Source organism: Pseudomonas sp. MYb2, assembly GCF_002979955.1.
In the GTDB taxonomy this organism is placed as follows: Bacteria; Pseudomonadota; Gammaproteobacteria; order Pseudomonadales; family Pseudomonadaceae; genus Aquipseudomonas.
Genome location: NZ_PCQC01000030.1, coordinates 1 through 17,334, shown reverse-complemented (window position 1 = coordinate 17,334; position 17,334 = coordinate 1). Strand labels below are relative to the sequence as shown.

The following is a 17,334-nucleotide window of genomic DNA, read 5'->3' as shown; positions in this document are numbered from 1 at the left end:
GCAGGCTCGCTCCCACAGGAGATTTGATTTGCAGCACAGATCCCATGTGGGAGCGAGCCTGCTCGCGAAGGGCGCAACTCGATTGCCCACCAAGCTGCTAAACTCCCGCGCCCCAATTCTCTCCAGCAAGGCGCCCGCATGTCTTCCTTGAATCAGGCGCTGCGCGCCGCCCTCGATCAACGCCAGGATCTGCTGGCCGAGTTGCACCGCCAGGGCACCGATTGCTATCGCTTGTTCCATGGCAGCCAGGAAGGCGCCGGCGGTCTGACCATCGACCGCTACGGCCCGCAATTGCTGGTGCAAAGCTTCCACCAGACGCTGGAACGCGACGACCTGCTGCAACTGCACGCCATGGTCAATCAGACATTGGGCCTGGAAACGTTGCTGGTTTACAACGACCGCTCCCGTGGCAACTCGCGTATCGACCGTGAAGACAGCGTCTACAAGGCCGACGACGCTGCGCTGGTCGATCTGATCGGTCACGAATGGGGCCTCAATTACCGCGTGCGCGGGCGTCATGCCGGGCAGGATCCGCTGCTGTTCCTCGACCTGCGCAACACTCGCGGCTGGGTCAAGGATCACGCCAAAGGCAAATCCGTGCTCAACCTGTTCGCTTACACCTGCGGTGTCGGCCTCAGCGCAGCCGCCGGTGGCGCGAGTGAAGTGTGCAATCTGGACTTCGCTGAAGGCAATCTGGCGGTCGGTCGCGAGAACGGTCAGCTCAACCCGCAATTGCCGGAAATGCAATTTATCCAGTCCGATTACTTCCCGGCCATCCGCCAACTCGCCGGCTTGCCGATCAGTCAGCGCCGTGGACAAAAGCTGCCGAGCTATCAGCGCCTCGATCAGCGTCAATACGATCTGGTGCTACTCGATCCACCGGCATGGGCCAAGAGCGCGTTCGGCACCGTCGACCTGCTGCGCGACTATCAGAGCCTGCTCAAACCGGCCCTGCTGACCACTGCCGACAACGGCGTGCTGATCTGCTGCAACAATCTGGCGAAAGTCAGCATGGACGACTGGCGCGAACAGGTGTTGCGCTGCGCCGAGAAGGCGGGCCGGCCAGTCCGCGAGTGGAGCGTAATGACCCCGGGCGCCGACTTCCCGTCGATGGATCAGCAACCGCCGCTGAAAACCCTGATCTTGCAGCTCTGAAGCGCTCGCGCGGCTAACACCCCTCCATTGTGGGAGCGAGCCTGCTCGCGAAAGCGGTGTATCAGCCACCAGATAGGGTGACTGAAAGAACGCCTTCGCGAGCAGGCTCGCTCCCACATGGAAAGCGTTCCTACAGAAGAATCTGAACAATCCTGCCCCATGCGAGGTACTTCGGAACCAGAATCGCGTGCCATACTCCAAGGCACTCCGATTCAGACAGATGAAGCCGCACATGCCCAAAGGATTGATTCGCGCGATTGGCGCCTTGTTGACTGCTCTGGCTCTCTACAGCCTGCTGGGGTTTCTGATTTTGCCGGGCATCGCCCTGCGGGTGGCCAACCAGCAGTTGGCCAATTACGCGACGGTGCCTGCGCATATCCAGCGCATCGAGCTCAACCCGTTCAGCCTTGAAGTCACCCTGTGGGGGCTGGTCATCGGCGAACCGGGCAAGGAACAGGTCGGTTTCGAACGCCTGTACGCCGACCTGCAAATCGACAGCCTGTGGACAAAAGCGCTGCACCTGTCCGACATCGAACTCGACAAGCCGAAGAGTGAAATCCTCTTTGCCAAAGACGGCAAGCTCAACCTGCTCGGCCTGTTCAACGTGCCGGCCAGCGAGCCAACACCGGCCGACCCGAACGCCAAACCGTTTCCGCTGCGCATCGACAACATCAAACTGGCCGGCGGCGTCGTGCATTTTCAGGATGTACGCCCAAGCGAACCCATCGAGTTCCTCTACGACGATCTGAATTTCGAGCTGAAGAATCTCAGCACCCTGCCCGAAGACAGCGCCGACATGACTTTGGTCGCCATCGGCCCGCAAGGTGGGCGAATCGACTGGGCCGGTAATTTCAGCCTGATCCCGTTCACCTCCGAAGGCACCCTGAAAGTCACCGACGGCAAGATGAAAGCCTTTTGGCCCTACGTGCGTGACTCCGTGCCGCTGGTACTCGAAGACGGCGTGATCAGCCTCAGCACTGAATACAAACTCAATCTGTCGAAAGAAACCGAACTGCTGCTCAATAACGTCGCCGTGAGCATCGCCCCCTTCGCTATCAAGGCCCCAGACGGGCGCCCGCTGGCGAAACTCGAACGTCTGGACGTCAGCGAAACGTCGGTGGATCTGGCCAAGCAACAAGTCGTGGTCGGCAAGATCCGCAGCCAGAAACTGGAAACCTGGGCCGCCCTTGAGGCCGACGGCCAGTTGGACTGGCAGAAACTGTTCGCCAGCCAACCATCGAAACCGGCTGCCAAAGCCGCGGCCGAACCGCCAACGACACCGGCGGCTGCAGACTCGCCGAAAGCTGAACCGAACGCCCCGAGCAAACCGTGGCAAGTGCTGCTCAAGGATGTGCAACTGCGCAATTACACCGTGCACCTGGCAGACCGTTCGGCGAATCCGCCGGTGGCGCTGGATATCACCCCGCTGAACGTCGACCTGGAAGGTTTCGACAGCCTCAACGGCTCGCCCTTCAAGCTCAAGCTCGACAGCGGGCTGGGCAAACAAGGCAAGATCAGCGCTGATGGCACGGTCAATCTGGCCCCGGTCAATGCTCAGCTCGATGTGAAAACCCAGGACATCGACCTGCGTGTCGCGCAGTCCTACATCAATCCGTTCATTCGCCTCGAACTGCGCAGCGGCATGCTCGGCAGTGACTTGAAGGTCAATCTCAAGAGCACTGAACCGCTGGCGCTCAGCGTGACCGGACGGGCGCAGATCGATCAATTGCACACCCTCGACACCCTGAAAACCCGCGACTTCCTCAAGTGGCAGCAGGTGGTGGTCGAAGGCCTCAACTATCAGCACGGCGACAGTCTGTCGATCGACAAGGTCAACCTGTTCCAGCCTTATGTGCGATTCATGATCAACGACGATCGCACCACCAACATCGACGACCTGCTGATCCCGCAGCCCGCCGACAGTGGCGCGAAAACCGCAGCGGCAAAACCGGCCAGCAAAGACAAACCGCTGGGCATTCACATCGGTGGTATCGCGATCAATGACGGCTCGGCCAACTTTGCCGACTTCAGCCTGACACCGAACTTCGCCACCGCCGTGCAGCAGCTCAACGGCCAGATCGGCACCATCGACAGTCGCCAGGCGAAACCGGCCAGTGTCGACATCAAAGGCAAGGTTGACCGTTATGCGCCAGTGACCATCAAGGGCGCGGTAAATCCCTTCGATCCGATGGCCAGTCTCGACATCGCTACCAGTTTCAAACGCGTCGAGCTGACCACGCTGACCCCCTACTCCGGCAAGTTCGCCGGTTACCGGATCCGCAAGGGTCGGCTCAATCTCGACCTGCATTACCTGATCACCAAAGGTCAGCTCAAAGCTGAAAACAAAGTGGTGGTCGAACAACTGCAACTCGGCGAAAAAGTCGACAGCCCGGATGCCGTGAGCCTGCCGCTGAAACTGGCGATTGCCCTGCTCAAGGACGTCGACGGCAAGATTTCCATCGAACTGCCGGTGACCGGCGACTTGAACAATCCGCAGTTCAGCGTGATGCCGATCGTCTGGCAGACCCTGCGCAACCTGATCGTCAAAGCCGCTGCCGCCCCGTTCAAATTGATCGGGGGACTGGTCAGTGGTGGCGGTTCGCAAGACCTCGGCACCGTGTCGTTCGCGCCGGGCTCCAGTGAGCTGAACAAGGACGCCGAAGCCGCGTTGGTCAAGCTGTCTCAAGCGCTGAAGGAACGTCCGGCATTGCGCCTGGAAATCGAAGGCACCGCCGCCAAAAGCAGTGACGGGCCGTTGCTCGCCGAACAGCGTCTGGAGCGTGAATACCAGTACAACTACTACAAGATGCTCCAGCGTCGTGGCGACAAAGTACCGGCTCAGGCGTCGCTGATCGAAGTGCCGGACAGCGAGAAAGGTCCGCTGCTCGAAGGCATCTATCGCACGCGTCTGAAAACCCAGCCACCGGCCGAATGGAAGGAGCTGGGCAAGGAAGAACGCACAGCGAAGATGCGCGACGGCGTGATCCAGTTCTGGAGTGGCAGCGATGTGCTGCTGCGTCAGTTGGGTCAGGACCGTGCCAGCAGCATCAAGGATTATCTGGTCGATAAAGGCCAACTGGCAGACGACCGCGTTTACTTTATCGATGCCAATCTTGGTGAGGCCGAGAGCGACGGCCGCGTTGTGACGCAAATGCATCTGGACGCCGAATGATGAAACTACAGTGGCTGGCCTTGCTCGCAATGACGCTCGCGGCCAGTCACGCCTCGGCGTCCGATACGCTGCGCTGCGGCAGTCAATTGATCAGCCTTGGCGACCGCTCCAGCGAGGTCCTGCAAAAGTGCGGTGAGCCGGTCAGCCGCGACGTGTTGGGCTACAAGCGCAGCGCCAATCGCCGCGAGGAGTTTCAGGTCGAGGAGTGGACCTACGGCCCGAGCAACGGCATGTACCAATACCTGCGCTTCGAAGGCAATCGCCTGCGCCAGATCAACAGCAAACGCGGTAATTGACCCGCAGCGATCCCCTTGTAGGAGTGAGCCTGCTCGCGATAGCGGTGTGTCAGTCAGCAATTCAATTAGCTGACACACCGCTATCGCGAGCAGGCTCACTCCTACATTTGTTTTGTATTGCCCCGCAAATAGAACAGGCCCCGCCACAAGTGGCGGGGCCTGTAATGGTCACATCCGTGTGACCGTTCGCATGAACTCTAAAGTTGCGGCAGACGTATGGCTCGGCCCGTCTGTCGCGCCTTCTCCCGGTCCAGGCGAGAAGTCATGCCTTACTCGGCTTTGAGGCCGTCAGCGGAGACCGCTTTGACGCCTTTGATTTTCTTGGTGATGTTCACGGCGGTGGTTTTCTGAGCCTCGGTCACGGCTACAGTCGACGACAGCGAAACAACGCCTTTGTTGGTTTCTACTTTGATGTCGGTGCCTGGAATGCCTTTTTCGGTCACCAGGTCACTTTTGACTTTGGTGGTGATCCAGGTATCGGAAGTAGCTTCTTTAGCCTGGGTGACTTCACCGGCGGCCAGAGTCATTGGAGCCTGGGTGGCCTGGGTGGTTTGTGCGAAAGCGCCGGTCATGGTCAGGGTCAGCGCGGTAGCAGCAGCGGCAGTGATAGCGAACTTCTTCATACGAGTAACTCCTGTTTTTCTGGAAAGTCTGCTGGATTACTTGTCAGCAGGGTTACCGAGGTAGTTGCGAACGCTGTGCCAACTTTTTCAAAGACATAAATCACTTATAAATCAATAGCTTATGAATAATTAAAAAATCCGGATTCATGCAAAATGCATGACTCTGGGAATATTCACATGCAAGTTGCGGCTTTTTGAAAAGTTCCTAAGACGCTGAAATTATTGAAGCTTTTGTGAAGTGACAGGCAATGAAAAATGCCCCGCGAGTGCGGGGCATTGATTCGTTTGCAAGCGAGGATCATGTACCGCTGGCAGTACAACCTTTAGGCGAGTAGTCCGCTGACACAGTCGTTGCACATGACCATCCGTTGGCGGCGGTACGACTCAACGTAATCGTTTTGCCCAGCACCGGGGCCGGCGCATTGGCAATCGTGCACACGATAGATCCCGCCCCATCAGCCGCAGTCCCCGAAGCCGACAACGAGCAGTTGGAAGTCGTGGTTACCGCGTCGCCTTTGACAATGGCGAGCGTAGGATTGGTCCCTTGATTGATGGTGTCTTCAAACGGCACCTTGAGTGCGCTGATTTCAGCCAGGCCCGCCGTTACCTTCGAACGCGCCTGATATTTCGAATACTGCGGCAGGGCGATAGTCGCCAGAATCCCGATGATCGCCACAACGATCAGCAGCTCGATCAGAGTGAAACCTTGTTGTTTTTTCATAGACACGCTCCATGCATGAGTCGAAATCTCATGATCTGAAAAGGACGCAGCATAGGCCATGCCAATGCACGCGAGACCCCGTGCATTGGATATGAAACGCGAGCAGCGCCGTTTCCTACAACCTGCAACCGCACTATCTGACACTTTTTGTCACCTGCACCTGGCGTGTTTGGCGCTGTCACTTGACTAGGCTATAAGTCATGAACTGCAAGCGTGCGGAATCCCCATGAATGACATCGCTCTGAGCGGTCTGGCCAAGCAATTGGTGCAGGCCGAACTGCTGACCGAAAAAAGCGCCCAGCAGGCCTGGCAGCAGGCCCAGCGCAACCGGCTGTCGCTGGTCAGTTATCTGGTACAGAACAAACTGGTGAAGAGCTCCCAGGTGGCCGAAATCGCCTCGGAGCATTTCGGCATGGCGTTCCTTGATCTCAATTGTCTGGAAAAGGAAACCCAGCCCAAGGGACTGGTCAGCGAAAAACTCGTGCGCCAGCACCATGCCCTGCCCTTGTGGCGACGCGGCAACAAGCTGTTCGTGGGCATTTCCGACCCGAGCAATCATCAGGCGATCAACGATATCCAGTTCAGCACCGGGCTGAGTACCGAGGCCATTCTGGTCGAGGACGACAAACTCACCGATGCCATCGAAAAATTCTTCGACACCCACGCCAGCGGCCTGGAAGACATGGCCGACGTTGATCTCGACGGCCTCGATGTCGAAGCCATCGATGACAGCAAACAGGAGGCTATCGGTGGACTCGACGCCGATGATGCGCCGGTGGTGCGTTTCGTTCACAAGATGCTGCTCGATGCGATCAAGAGCGGCTCGTCCGACCTGCATTTTGAACCCTACGAGAAAAACTACCGGGTGCGCGTGCGTACCGACGGCATGCTGCGCGAGGTGGCAAAGCCGCCGATCCAGTTGGCCGGGCGGATTGCCGCACGCCTGAAAGTCATGGCCAGCCTCGATATTTCGGAGCGGCGCAAACCGCAGGATGGGCGAATCAAGATGCGCTTGTCGAAAAGCAAGTCAATTGATTTTCGGGTCAATACGCTACCGACCTTGTGGGGCGAAAAAGTCGTGATCCGGATTCTCGACCCGTCCAGCGCACAGATCGGCATCGACGCGCTCGGCTATGAACCGGCGCAGAAAGACCTGTACATGGCGGCACTCAAGCAGCCGCAAGGGATGATTCTGGTCACCGGCCCCACCGGGTCGGGCAAGACCGTGTCGCTGTATACCGGCCTGAATATCCTCAACACCGTCGATATCAATATTTCCACCGCCGAAGATCCGGTGGAGATCAACATGGAAGGCATCAACCAGGTCAACGTCAATCCTAAACAGGGGCTGGACTTTGCCCAGGCCCTGCGCTCGTTTCTACGGCAGGACCCGGACGTGATCATGGTCGGCGAGATTCGCGACCTGGAAACCGCCGAGATCGCCATCAAGGCGGCTCAGACCGGCCACCTGGTGCTGTCGACCCTGCACACCAACAGCGCGGCGGAAACACTCACACGCCTGCACAACATGGGCATCCCCGGTTTCAACATCGCCACGTCAGTGAGCCTGATCATCGCCCAGCGCCTGGCACGCAAGTTGTGCAGCCACTGCAAGAAGCCCATCGAGATTCCGCGCGAAACCCTGCTCAAAGAAGGTTTCCCCGAGGAACGCATCGGTCATTTCACGATCTACGAGCCGGTCGGTTGCGATCACTGCAACGGCGGCTATAAGGGACGCGTGGGGATTTATGAAGTGGTGAAAAACACTGCGCAGCTGCAACGGCTGATCATGGCCGAGGGCAACTCGCTGGAAATCGACAGCCAGATGCGCCGCGACGGCTTCGACGACCTGCGCACCTCAGGGTTGCACAAGGCCATGCAAGGCATCACCAGCCTTGAAGAAATCAACCGGGTCACCAAGGACTGAACATGGCGGTCAAGGCAGCGAAAATCAGCGTCTACACCTGGGAAGGCATGGACCGCAAAGGCAGCAAGGTCACGGGAGAACTGAGCGGGCAAAACCCCGCACTGATCAAGGCACAGCTGCGCAAACAGGGGATCAACCCCGGCAAGGTGCGCAAGAAGTCCGCCTCCTTGCTGAGCTTCGGCAAACGCATCAAGGCTCAGGACATCGCCCTGTTCACCCGGCAGATGGCGACCATGATGAAGGCCGGCGTGCCGCTGTTGCAGTCGTTCGACATCATTGGCGAAGGCTTTGAGAACCCGGCCATGCGCAAACTGGTGGACGAAGTGAAACAGGAAGTCGCGGCCGGTAACAGCTTCGCCACGGCCCTGCGCAAGAAGCCGCAATATTTCGACGAGCTGTATTGCAACCTGGTCGATGCCGGCGAGCAGTCCGGTGCCCTCGACACACTGCTCGAACGGGTCGCGACCTATAAGGAAAAAAGCGAACGCCTGAAAGCCAAGATCAAGAAAGCCATGACCTACCCGACTGCCGTGGTATTGGTCGCGGCCGTGGTGACTGGGATTCTGCTGGTGAAAGTGGTGCCGCAATTCCAATCGGTTTTCTCGGGTTTCGGCGCCGAACTGCCGGCCTTCACCCTGATGGTGATCAGCCTTTCCGAATTCATGCAGCAATGGTGGTGGGCGATCCTCGGCGTATCGGTGGCAGCCATTTTCGGCACCCGCCACGCTCTGAAAAAATCTCAGGAATTGCGAGACCGTCGCGACACCTGGCTGCTGAAACTGCCCTTGGTCGGCACGCTGATGTACAAATCCGCCGTCGCCCGTTTCGCGCGAACCCTGTCGACGACGTTTGCCGCCGGTGTACCGCTGGTGGAAGCACTCGACTCGGTGGCCGGCGCCACTGGCAATGTAGTGTTCAAGCGCGCGGTGCTGCGAATCCGCCAGGACGTCTCCACGGGTATGCAGTTGAATTTTTCGATGCGCAGCACCGGGGTCTTTCCCACCATGGCCGTGCAGATGACCGCGATTGGCGAAGAGTCCGGCGCACTGGACGAAATGCTCGACAAGGTCGCAGGGTTTTACGAAGAGGAAGTGGATAACATGGTCGACAACCTCACCAGCCTCATGGAGCCATTCATCATGGTCGTGCTGGGGGTGATCGTCGGTGGGCTGGTGGTGGCCATGTACCTGCCGATTTTCCAACTCGGCTCTGCGATCTGACATGCCTATCGACGAACTGTTTGCCCTGTATCCGCTGGCCTTCGTTTGCACCGCACTGCTGCTGGGCCTGGTGGTGGGCAGCTTCCTCAACGTGTTGATCTGGCGTCTGCCGAAGATGCTCGAGCGCGATTGGCGCCAGCAGGCCCACGACGTACTGGGCTTGCCTGCGGAACGACCGCTGCCCACCTACAACCTGATGCTGCCCCACTCCGAATGTCCGCATTGCGCGCATCGAATTCGCGCCTGGGAAAACATTCCGCTGTTCAGTTATCTGGCGCTGCGGGGGCGTTGCTCAGCCTGTGCGTCACCGATCAGCAAACGGTATCCATTGACCGAACTGGCCTGCGGCCTGCTCTCGGCATTCATCGCCTGGCATTTCGGTTTTGGCTGGCAGGCTGGTCTGTTGATCTTTCTCAGTTGGGCTTTGCTGGCGATGAGCCTGATCGACATCGAGCATCAATTGCTGCCCGATGTGCTGGTACTGCCGTTGCTGTGGCTGGGTCTGATCGTCAACAGTTTCGGGCTGTTCGTGCCGTTGCATGACGCGCTGTGGGGCGCAGTCGCCGGTTACATGGCGCTGTGGTCGGTGTTCTGGCTGTTCAAGTTGTTGACCGGCAAGGACGGCATGGGTCATGGCGATTTCAAGCTGCTCGCGTTGTTCGGCGCCTGGGGTGGCTGGCAGATTTTGCCGCTGACGATTCTGCTGTCCTCGCTGGTGGGTGCGATTATCGGGGTGATTGTGTTGCGTTTGCGCGCTCAGGAAACCTCAACGCCAATCCCTTTCGGTCCCTATCTGGCAATTGCCGGCTGGATTGCCTTGCTCTGGGGTGGTCAAATAACCGACTTCTATTGGCAGTTTGTCGGTTTGAAATGAATACCCCTGTGGAAAAACCCTGGATTCTCGGCCTGACCGGCGGCATTGGCAGCGGCAAAAGCGCGGCGGCACAGCACTTTATCGACCTCGGCATCCATGTGGTCGACGCAGATCATGCGGCGCGCTGGGTGGTCGAGCCGGGTCGCCCGGCGCTGGCAAAAATAGCCGAACACTTCGGCCCCGGCGTTTTGCAGGCCGACGGCACGCTGGATCGCGCCGCCCTGCGCAAACTGATCTTCGAGGTGCCGGAACAACGCCGCTGGCTCGAAGCCCTGCTGCATCCGCTGATCGCCGAGGAAATCGCTCATCATCTGGCGCAGTCACAATCGCCCTACGCGATTCTGGTTTCGCCGCTGTTGATCGAGTCCGGGCAATATGCGATGACCCAGCGCATCCTGGTGATCGACGCCCCGCAACAATTGCAGATCGAGCGTACCCTGCAGCGTGACCAGACCAGCGAACAGCAGGTTCAGGCGATCCTCAAGGCCCAGTCGAGCCGTGAAGACCGCGTGAGCCGCGCCGACGACGTGGTGGTCAACGACCGCGACCTCGCCTGGCTGCACAGTGAGGTCAAGCGTCTGCATCACTTTTACCTGACTTTATCCGGAGGCCAAGCATGAGCCAGACCCCAACCGTTGAATGCCCAACCTGCGGCGCGCCCGTTGAATTCACCCCTGAAAACAAGTTTCGTCCGTTCTGCTCTGATCGCTGCAAGCTGATCGACCTCGGCGCCTGGGCGTCGGAAGAACACAAGATTCCCGTCGCACCTGATGCCGAGGATGAACTGTTTTCCGGCGATTTCGATCCGCGCCACTGATCCCCTTCAGGGCCGCATAAAGCCGTAGTCCTGATCGTCGTCGAGGTTTTCCGCCAAAAAGCGCAACTCGTCGGCCAGGTCTTCGGCGTTGCGTACCGCCTTGCTCTGTTGCACCACGGCACTGAGCAAGGCGCGCAAACTCAACCCCGGGTCAAAGCCCACCTCCTGCGCCATTTCCAGACTTTGCCGGGTCTCCTGCCTTGCCCACTCGTACACACTCATGTCGCCGCTCCTGAAGGGATTTGCGCGAGCATGAAATTTCGCGCGCATGGCGGGTTTGATATGGATCAAGACTTGGGATCGTCATCCTTCCACGGCGCCGAAAGGTAGCGCGTGCGATTGAACGTCTCCAGCCATTCCGGGCAGAACACCACCAGCGCACTGACGACCATGCCGTTGATGAACGCCTCGGGAAACAGCAGCAGCCACAAATAACCGATGAAGTCTTCCAGCCACTCCGGCATGGCGAAGAGACCGTCGTACCACAGCAGCGTCAGACTCAAGATTAGACATAACAGCGCGGACAACGCCGCAGCGAAGAATCCGGAGCAGAAGATGTACACGAACGGATTACGTGGCTGTGCGCGCTCGACGAGGATCGCCACACATTCAGTGATCAACACCGGTAACAGGATCAGCAGCGAGCCATTGACCCCGACCGCCAGCAGATCCTGACGACCCAATAGCACCAGGCCGATCTGTGCAATCAGGCCTGCGACAATTGCCAGCGGCCAATCCAGCAGCAAGGTCACAGCGGTCATGCCGATAAAGTGATACGACACGCCGGTGTCGAAATCCCTGCGCACCAGCCACAACAGAAACAAGGCGAACACCGTGCCGAACAGCAGATGCTGACGGCGGCTGTCGCTGAACAACTCGACCCACGGCGCACGCGCGATCGCCCACAGCAGCACAGGCAGGTAAATCAGCCAGCCGAGCGTCAGGCTCGCTATCGAAAGCAGTTCAGCTCCAATCATGACCCTCACCTTTCCAACGACACATCCCCTGTAGGAGCTGCCGCAGGCTGCGATCTTTTGACTTTAAAAAGAACAGGATCAAAAGATCGCAGCCTTCGGCAGCTCCTACAAGTGCACGATGACGCGGGGATCTGTAAACATCAGCCAAGCAAAGCTTTCTGCTTGTCGCATTTGAACGCTAAGCTTGGGCTTATGGATGACTCAGATTATTTACGCCTGCTGACCATCGCGGCCGAGCAGGCCAACGCGTTCCTGTCCAATGCCCGCAAATGGGAGCGTGAGCGTTGGGTTTGCCAGCGCCTGCTGCAAGGCTTGAACATTCCTTACCGGGTCGACGAATTCGCACCGGCCGGTGAGCCGCCGGACGTGCTGTTTCGCGAGGCCAATTTTGAAGTGTTCTTCGTCCTCGATGAAGGGCGCCGGCTCAATGACGAATGGCGCGATGAACTGCAGCGTCGCCGCAGTGCATTTTCTCTCAGCCAACTGGTGCGCCGAGAAGCCAAGCCCAAGCGCATCCCGGCCAATGAGTTCCTCATGCGACTGGCACCGACCTTGCGCAAAAAAGCCCACAACTACAAAGAACGCGGCATGGATCTGGGCGAGCTGGACATCATTGCCTTCGCCAGTCTCAAGCGCGAAGTGCTGGATCTGAACAGTCACTTCCCGCCGCCCACCGAATATTTGCGTCAGGGTTGGCGCTCACTGTCCCTGGTCGGCCCGACCTTCGCCCGCGTGCTGTTCGCCCATCCGGATGCGCCGGATTTCTTGCGCAGCAACCTCGGACGCAGCATCGTCTTTGACGTCGGGATCAGCCTGTGACGCCGCTTCAGCAGTTGATTGCCGACGTACCGCAGTCCGGCCGTGTGCGCTGGATCGGCGTGCGTCCGGAATCCCGTGGGCCGATGATCGAGCTGGATGCCGTCGAGGCGCGGCTCGAAGCCGGGCTGACCGGCGATCATGCGCGCCCCGGTGTGCGCAATGCGCGGCAAGTGACGCTGATTCAGTGGGAACATCTGGCCGTCATCAACGCCTTGATGGGGCGTCCGGACGATCAACCGGTCAGGCCTGAAGATCTGCGGCGCAATCTCGTTATCAGCGGTATCAATTTGTTTAGCCTGAAGGGTCGGCGCTTTCGCATCGGTCATGCAATATTCGAAACCACGGGCTGGTGTCAGCCTTGCGCACGTTTGCAAAACAACCTTGGCCCCGGCACCTTTCAAGCCGTGCGCGGGCATGGCGGAATTACCGCGCGGGTGTTACAAAGCGGGATCATCCGCCTTGAAGATAGCGTGAGCGTCGAACCGGTTCCGGACAGCGGCTATGCTGCGTTCAACCCCGGATAAAAACCGCTGTAGCTTCTGCCCATTCAGCAACGTCTACCTGACGAGGCAAATATGACCAGCCGCCTGAACCCTGAAGACCAGAAACATGTCGAAGAGTACCTGCAACTGTCCCAACACCGAGTCGAGCGCCGACCTTTCCGGCCGTGGATGCTCCTCGTGCTGGTGCTGGCAGTGACCATTGGTCTGGGCTTGTTGAGCCGATTTATCAGTTACCTGACGCTATGAGCTGCCTCGCGCTCGCTTGGGTAACCGCACCGATTTCCTTTAAAAACCTTGCGAGTTATCCCCATGTCCCATCGTATTGTTATTGTCGGCGGCGGCGCCGGCGGTCTGGAGTTGGCTACCCGTCTGGGTAAGACTCTGGGCAAGCGTGGCACCGCCAGTGTGATGCTGGTCGACGCCAACCTGACGCACATCTGGAAACCACTGCTGCACGAAGTGGCCGCCGGATCGCTGAACTCCTCCGAAGACGAACTCAACTATGTTGCCCAGGCTAAATGGAACCACTTCGAGTTCCAGCTGGGGCGCATGAGCGGGCTCGATCGCGCACAGAAGAAAATCCAGCTGGCCGCGACCTACGACGAAAACGGCGTAGAACTGGTGCCGGCGCGTGAAGTGCAGTACGACTCGCTGGTCATCAGCGTCGGCAGCACCACCAATGATTTCGGCACTCAGGGCGCGGCGCAGCACTGCCTGTTCCTCGACACCCGCAAACAGGCCGAGCGTTTCCACCAGCAACTGCTCAACCACTATCTGCGTGCGCACGCCGGGCAAACCGATGTCGTCGAGCAGATCAGCGTAGCGATCGTCGGTGCTGGCGCGACGGGCGTCGAGCTGGCGGCAGAACTGCACAATGCCGCCCATGAGCTGGCGGCGTATGGCCTGGACCGGATCAAACCGGAAAACATGCACATCACCCTGATCGAAGCCGGGCCTCGGGTGTTGCCTGCCCTGCCGGAACGCATCAGCGGGCCAGTGCACAAGACGCTGGAGAAACTCGGGGTCAATGTCATGACCAACGCCTCGGTCAGCGAAGTGACGGCGGACAGCCTGATCACTGCCGACGGCAACGAGATCAAGGCGAGCCTCAAAGTCTGGGCTGCCGGTATCCGCGCGCCAGGTTTCCTCAAAGACATCGACGGCCTGGAAACCAACCGCATCAATCAACTGCAAGTGCTGCCGACGCTGCAAACCACCCGCGATGAAAACATCTTCGCCTTCGGCGATTGCGCGGCCTGCCCGCAACCGGGCACCGATCGCAACGTACCGCCGCGTGCACAAGCAGCGCACCAACAGGCATCGCTGCTGGCCAAGTCGCTAAAGCTGCGCATCGATGGCAAGACCCTGCCGGAGTACAAATACACCGACTACGGCTCGCTGATCTCACTGTCGCGTTTTTCCGCCGTGGGTAACTTGATGGGTAATCTGACGGGCAGTGTGATGCTCGAAGGCTGGCTGGCGCGAATGTTTTACGTGTCGCTGTATCGTATGCACCAGATGGCGCTGTACGGGCCGTTCCGCACGGCGATGCTGATGCTGGGCAGCAAGATTGGCCGTGGCACTGAACCGCGTCTGAAACTGCATTGATGTAAAAACCTGTAGGAGTGAGCCTGCTCGCGATAGCGTTGTGTCAAACGACAACGATGTTGCCTGATACACCGCTATCGCGAGCAGGCGAAGGCCTACATTTGATTTGTGTTTCTGTCTCGTAATGTATCTGCGTCCGTAATATCTAACCTTCGCTTACAAACTCCCCAGCTGCGCGACACAGTCGCGATACACCGCCACCGCTAAATGGCCACACCCGAGCAGCAACTGCTCAGGCTTTCGCCCTTAACGTGTGGTTGCACAGCGCAGCCCAGGAGAATCCAGATGTCCCGTACTTCGACCCTCGGTAAAAATTCCATTGGCCTGATCGGCGCAGCCTTGGCTGGTGGCCTGATGCTGTCCGGTTCGGTATTTGCCGCTCAACCACTGGCGCAGGGCTACATGGTCGCTTCGGCGGAAACCTCGGTGAAAGCGCCGGAAGGCAAATGCGGTGAAGGCAAATGTGGCGATGCCTCGATGGCCAAGACTGACAGCGACGGTGACGGCAAGGTCTCGCGCGCCGAATTCCTCAAAGTCGCGCCGAAGTCCGACTTCGACAGGATCGACACCAACCATGACGGTTTTATCGACGAACAAGAGGCCTACAACAACGTGAAGGCCAACTTTGAATCCAACGGCAAGAAAATGCCCAAAGGACTGTTCGAGCACCTCAAAGATCAAGACGGCGCCTGATCAGCAGAAAAAACCAAGCCGCGCTTCCCCTGAGAGAAACGCGGCTTTTTCACGTCTGGCGCTTACAACTGGAAGCGCCGCACCATGCCCTGCAAGGCATTGGCCAGTTGCGACAATTCATGGCTGGATGCACTGGTCTGGTCGGCACCGGCGGCAGAACGTACTGACAAATCACGAATGTTCACCAGGTTGCGGTCCACTTCCCGGGCTACTTGCGCCTGCTCTTCGGCGGCACTGGCGATCACCAGATTGCGCTCATGGATCTGATGCACTGACGCGGTAATGGTTTGCAGCGCTTCACCGGCGCGCTCGGCGAGCGCCAGCGTGGTCGTGGCACGCGCGGTACTGGCCTGCATCGAATCCAGCGCCAGGCTCGAACCGCTGCGCATGCCCTGGACCATCTGCTCGATCTCCTGCGTCGATTGCTGCGTGCGATAAGCCAACGCCCGCACTTCATCGGCAACCACGGCAAAACCTCGTCCGCTCTCACCCGCACGCGCCGCTTCAATCGCTGCGTTGAGTGCCAGCAGGTTGGTCTGCTCGGCAATCGCCCGAATCACGTCCAATACTTTGCCAATGTTCTGCGACTGGTTGGCCAGTGATTGCACCAACTCACCGGTCTGTTGCACGTCACTGGCCAGCGCGTTGATGGCCGTGGCGGTCTCACTGACGCGCACTTGCCCCAGATGTGCCGACTCGCTGGATTGACGGGTTGCGTCAGACGTCGATACCGCATTGCGTGCGACCTCCTCCACCGCTGCCGTCATCTGGTTGACCGCAGTGGCGGCTTGTTCGATTTCATTGTTCTGCTGTTGCAGCCCCTGCGTGCTGTCGAGCGTCACCGCATTGAGCTCATCGGCAGCCGTTGCCAATTGCGTCGCCGAACCGCTGATGCCTTGCAGCGTCTCACGCAGGTTCTGCTGCATAGTCGCCAAGGCTTTGAGCAAGCGACTGACTTCATCATTGCCATGGGTTTCGATTGGCCGGGTCAGATCACCCTGCGCCACACTTTCTGCTGCGCTCACGGCACTGCTCAGCGGCCGGACGATACTGCGCGTGAGCATCATCGCCAGCGCCACCGTGGCCAGCGCGGCTAAAGCAATAAACAAACTGACAATGGTCCGCGAGTTTTCGTAGTGCGCAGCGGACTTCTGGCTCTCGGCAGCGACCTGTTTGGCGAACAGATCCGCCAGGTCGTTGAGTTGTTTGCCGGAACCATCGACGACGGTTTTCATGTCGACCAGCAATAACCTGGTCAGCTCATCACGCTTGCCTTGCTCGGCGAGGGTGAAAGATTGAGCGATGCCACTGCGATAGGCGGCGAAGGTTTTCTTGAACTGGTCGTATAGCTGCTGGCCTTCCGGGGTGTTGACCAGTTTGTCGTAAGCGGCGATTTTCTCGCTCAGCTCCTTGTCGCGGGTGTCCATCTGGCTGCGGTAAGTCGCAATGTTGGCCGGATCCTGATCCAGCGCCATGCGCAGCGAGATGGTGCGGATGCGCAGCATGATCTCGCGAATCTCGTCGCCGCCACGAATACTCGGCAGCCACTGGTTTTCTACCGCGACTTCACTGTCGCGAATACTCGACATCTGCCCGAGCGCAAACACACCGAGCAAAGCCACCAACACCGCGATCAGGGCGAATCCCAGGGCAGCCCGGGGAGCAATATTCAACTGACGAAGCAACATGACGCACGCCCTTATTCTTGTATTGGCCAGATTCAAGGGGCGAAGCCATGGCAGTCCCCTCGTGTTAGCGGGCTATCGGCCAGTTGTACGATGACTTGAAGGGAATTGTCTTTTCGAAGGACAAAAAAAATCCCCGTATCTTTCGATACGAGGATTTTTAATATGGTCGGGGTAAGGGGATTCGAACTCCTGACATCCTGCTCCCAAAGCAGGCGCGCTACCGGACTGCGCTATACCCCGG

The 17,334-nt window shown here is 58.8% G+C and carries 18 protein-coding genes, 1 tRNA gene and 1 pseudogene; 13 read left to right on the top strand and 7 right to left on the bottom strand.

Annotated elements, in window-relative coordinates; translation table 11 throughout:
- Positions 1-138: 138 nt before the first annotated feature.
- The 3 genes from CQ009_RS28770 to CQ009_RS28755 all read left to right on the top strand — a co-directional run bounded on the left by CQ009_RS28770 (position 139) and on the right by CQ009_RS28755 (position 4,623).
- Positions 139-1,155 carry a class I SAM-dependent rRNA methyltransferase gene (locus tag CQ009_RS28770; RefSeq protein ID WP_105709396.1) on the top strand — a complete coding sequence of 339 codons (1,017 nt, stop codon included), beginning with the start codon at positions 139-141 and terminating at the stop codon, positions 1,153-1,155.
- A gap of 220 nt (positions 1,156-1,375) precedes the next feature.
- The gene (locus CQ009_RS28760; protein ID WP_105709395.1) at positions 1,376-4,327 is read left to right on the top strand and encodes a DUF748 domain-containing protein; all 2,952 of its coding nucleotides are present in this window, start codon (positions 1,376-1,378) and stop codon (positions 4,325-4,327) included.
- A complete protein-coding gene (locus CQ009_RS28755; RefSeq protein ID WP_007909909.1) occupies positions 4,327-4,623 on the top strand; it encodes a DUF2845 domain-containing protein in 297 nt (98 codons plus the stop codon). Before CQ009_RS28760 ends, CQ009_RS28755 begins: the two co-directional genes overlap by 1 nt.
- A 269-nt stretch (positions 4,624-4,892) precedes the next feature.
- On the opposite strand, the gene CQ009_RS28750 is transcribed toward CQ009_RS28755, so the two are convergent.
- On the bottom strand, positions 4,893-5,246 hold the full coding sequence (locus tag CQ009_RS28750) for a BON domain-containing protein (protein WP_064392464.1): 354 nt from the start codon (positions 5,244-5,246) through the stop codon (positions 4,893-4,895).
- A 298-nt stretch (positions 5,247-5,544) separates the two neighbouring features.
- On the bottom strand, positions 5,545-5,967 hold the full coding sequence (locus CQ009_RS28745; RefSeq protein WP_064392462.1) for a pilin: 423 nt from the start codon (positions 5,965-5,967) through the stop codon (positions 5,545-5,547).
- Positions 5,968-6,193: 226 nt separating this feature from the next.
- Here CQ009_RS28745 and pilB point away from each other — a divergent pair, with 226 nt between their 5' ends.
- From pilB to yacG, 5 genes are read left to right on the top strand one after another with little or no spacing between them, the layout of a single operon-like run.
- Positions 6,194-7,894 (top strand): type IV-A pilus assembly ATPase PilB, encoded by a 1,701-nt coding sequence (gene pilB / locus CQ009_RS28740; RefSeq protein WP_105709394.1) that lies wholly within the window; start codon positions 6,194-6,196, stop codon positions 7,892-7,894.
- A gap of 2 nt (positions 7,895-7,896) precedes the next feature.
- Positions 7,897-9,114, top strand: a complete 1,218-nt coding sequence (locus tag CQ009_RS28735) for a type II secretion system F family protein (protein ID WP_105709393.1) — start codon at positions 7,897-7,899, stop codon at positions 9,112-9,114.
- A gap of 1 nt (position 9,115) precedes the next feature.
- Positions 9,116-9,988: an A24 family peptidase gene (locus tag CQ009_RS28730; protein ID WP_064392459.1), complete on the top strand. Its 873-nt coding sequence runs from the start codon at positions 9,116-9,118 to the stop codon at positions 9,986-9,988.
- Positions 9,985-10,608, top strand: a complete 624-nt coding sequence (coaE, locus tag CQ009_RS28725) for a dephospho-CoA kinase (RefSeq protein ID WP_105709392.1) — start codon at positions 9,985-9,987, stop codon at positions 10,606-10,608. The genes CQ009_RS28730 and coaE overlap by 4 nt, the downstream gene beginning before the upstream one ends.
- Positions 10,605-10,805, top strand: coding sequence for a DNA gyrase inhibitor YacG (yacG, locus tag CQ009_RS28720; protein ID WP_064392456.1), 201 nt, complete (start codon positions 10,605-10,607; stop codon positions 10,803-10,805). The genes coaE and yacG overlap by 4 nt, the downstream gene beginning before the upstream one ends.
- A gap of 6 nt (positions 10,806-10,811) precedes the next feature.
- Here the strand turns inward: yacG and CQ009_RS28715 are convergent, their stop codons facing one another.
- Both CQ009_RS28715 and CQ009_RS28710 read right to left on the bottom strand, forming a co-directional pair.
- Positions 10,812-11,027, bottom strand: coding sequence for a hypothetical protein (locus CQ009_RS28715; protein WP_007959584.1), 216 nt, complete (start codon positions 11,025-11,027; stop codon positions 10,812-10,814).
- Between the two features lie 65 nt (positions 11,028-11,092).
- Complete coding sequence (locus CQ009_RS28710) at positions 11,093-11,782, bottom strand: energy-coupling factor ABC transporter permease (RefSeq protein ID WP_064392454.1); 690 nt, start codon at positions 11,780-11,782, stop codon at positions 11,093-11,095.
- A gap of 192 nt (positions 11,783-11,974) precedes the next feature.
- Here CQ009_RS28710 and CQ009_RS28705 point away from each other — a divergent pair, with 192 nt between their 5' ends.
- From CQ009_RS28705 to CQ009_RS28685, 5 genes are all read left to right on the top strand, one after another.
- Complete coding sequence (locus tag CQ009_RS28705) at positions 11,975-12,601, top strand: DUF1780 domain-containing protein (RefSeq protein ID WP_064392452.1); 627 nt, start codon at positions 11,975-11,977, stop codon at positions 12,599-12,601.
- Positions 12,598-13,125: an MOSC domain-containing protein gene (locus CQ009_RS28700; RefSeq protein WP_105709391.1), complete on the top strand. Its 528-nt coding sequence runs from the start codon at positions 12,598-12,600 to the stop codon at positions 13,123-13,125. The genes CQ009_RS28705 and CQ009_RS28700 overlap by 4 nt, the downstream gene beginning before the upstream one ends.
- A 51-nt stretch (positions 13,126-13,176) precedes the next feature.
- Positions 13,177-13,350: a DUF3094 domain-containing protein gene (locus CQ009_RS28695; protein ID WP_007909875.1), complete on the top strand. Its 174-nt coding sequence runs from the start codon at positions 13,177-13,179 to the stop codon at positions 13,348-13,350.
- 63 nt (positions 13,351-13,413) lie between these two features.
- Positions 13,414-14,712 carry an NAD(P)/FAD-dependent oxidoreductase gene (locus CQ009_RS28690; RefSeq protein ID WP_105709390.1) on the top strand — a complete coding sequence of 433 codons (1,299 nt, stop codon included), beginning with the start codon at positions 13,414-13,416 and terminating at the stop codon, positions 14,710-14,712.
- Between the two features lie 285 nt (positions 14,713-14,997).
- Positions 14,998-15,405 (top strand): hypothetical protein, encoded by a 408-nt coding sequence (locus CQ009_RS28685; protein ID WP_105709389.1) that lies wholly within the window; start codon positions 14,998-15,000, stop codon positions 15,403-15,405.
- 62 nt (positions 15,406-15,467) lie between these two features.
- Here CQ009_RS28685 and CQ009_RS30590 read toward each other — a convergent pair whose 3' ends face one another.
- From CQ009_RS30590 to CQ009_RS28675, 3 genes and pseudogenes are all read right to left on the bottom strand, one after another.
- A complete protein-coding gene (locus CQ009_RS30590; RefSeq protein WP_371920188.1) occupies positions 15,468-16,331 on the bottom strand; it encodes a methyl-accepting chemotaxis protein in 864 nt (287 codons plus the stop codon).
- A pseudogene (locus CQ009_RS30585) lies at positions 16,323-17,093 on the bottom strand (MCP four helix bundle domain-containing protein); the annotation flags it as partial. The pseudogene CQ009_RS30585 and the gene CQ009_RS30590, both read right to left, overlap by 9 nt.
- A gap of 163 nt (positions 17,094-17,256) precedes the next feature.
- Positions 17,257-17,333: transfer RNA gene (locus CQ009_RS28675), tRNA-Pro, on the bottom strand.
- Position 17,334 lies beyond the last annotated feature (1 nt).

Excerpts from the sequence above, each read along its gene's own strand:
- CQ009_RS28755 (WP_007909909.1), top strand. The coding sequence starts at position 4,327 with ATGAAACTACAGTGGCTGGCCTTGCTCGCAATGACGCTCGCGGCCAGT.
- yacG (WP_064392456.1), top strand. The coding sequence starts at position 10,605 with ATGAGCCAGACCCCAACCGTTGAATGCCCAACCTGCGGCGCGCCCGTT.
- coaE (WP_105709392.1), top strand. The coding sequence starts at position 9,985 with ATGAATACCCCTGTGGAAAAACCCTGGATTCTCGGCCTGACCGGCGGC.
- CQ009_RS28730 (WP_064392459.1), top strand. The coding sequence starts at position 9,116 with ATGCCTATCGACGAACTGTTTGCCCTGTATCCGCTGGCCTTCGTTTGC.
- CQ009_RS30590 (WP_371920188.1), bottom strand. The coding sequence starts at position 16,331 with ATGCAGCAGAACCTGCGTGAGACGCTGCAAGGCATCAGCGGTTCGGCG.
- pilB (WP_105709394.1), top strand. The coding sequence starts at position 6,194 with ATGAATGACATCGCTCTGAGCGGTCTGGCCAAGCAATTGGTGCAGGCC.
- CQ009_RS28685 (WP_105709389.1), top strand. The coding sequence starts at position 14,998 with ATGTCCCGTACTTCGACCCTCGGTAAAAATTCCATTGGCCTGATCGGC.
- CQ009_RS28750 (WP_064392464.1), bottom strand. The coding sequence starts at position 5,246 with ATGAAGAAGTTCGCTATCACTGCCGCTGCTGCTACCGCGCTGACCCTG.
- CQ009_RS28770 (WP_105709396.1), top strand. The coding sequence starts at position 139 with ATGTCTTCCTTGAATCAGGCGCTGCGCGCCGCCCTCGATCAACGCCAG.
- CQ009_RS28745 (WP_064392462.1), bottom strand. The coding sequence starts at position 5,967 with ATGAAAAAACAACAAGGTTTCACTCTGATCGAGCTGCTGATCGTTGTG.
- CQ009_RS28735 (WP_105709393.1), top strand. The coding sequence starts at position 7,897 with ATGGCGGTCAAGGCAGCGAAAATCAGCGTCTACACCTGGGAAGGCATG.
- CQ009_RS28710 (WP_064392454.1), bottom strand. The coding sequence starts at position 11,782 with ATGATTGGAGCTGAACTGCTTTCGATAGCGAGCCTGACGCTCGGCTGG.
- CQ009_RS28760 (WP_105709395.1), top strand. The coding sequence starts at position 1,376 with ATGAAGCCGCACATGCCCAAAGGATTGATTCGCGCGATTGGCGCCTTG.
- CQ009_RS28705 (WP_064392452.1), top strand. The coding sequence starts at position 11,975 with ATGGATGACTCAGATTATTTACGCCTGCTGACCATCGCGGCCGAGCAG.
- CQ009_RS28690 (WP_105709390.1), top strand. The coding sequence starts at position 13,414 with ATGTCCCATCGTATTGTTATTGTCGGCGGCGGCGCCGGCGGTCTGGAG.
- CQ009_RS28715 (WP_007959584.1), bottom strand. The coding sequence starts at position 11,027 with ATGAGTGTGTACGAGTGGGCAAGGCAGGAGACCCGGCAAAGTCTGGAA.
- CQ009_RS28695 (WP_007909875.1), top strand. The coding sequence starts at position 13,177 with ATGACCAGCCGCCTGAACCCTGAAGACCAGAAACATGTCGAAGAGTAC.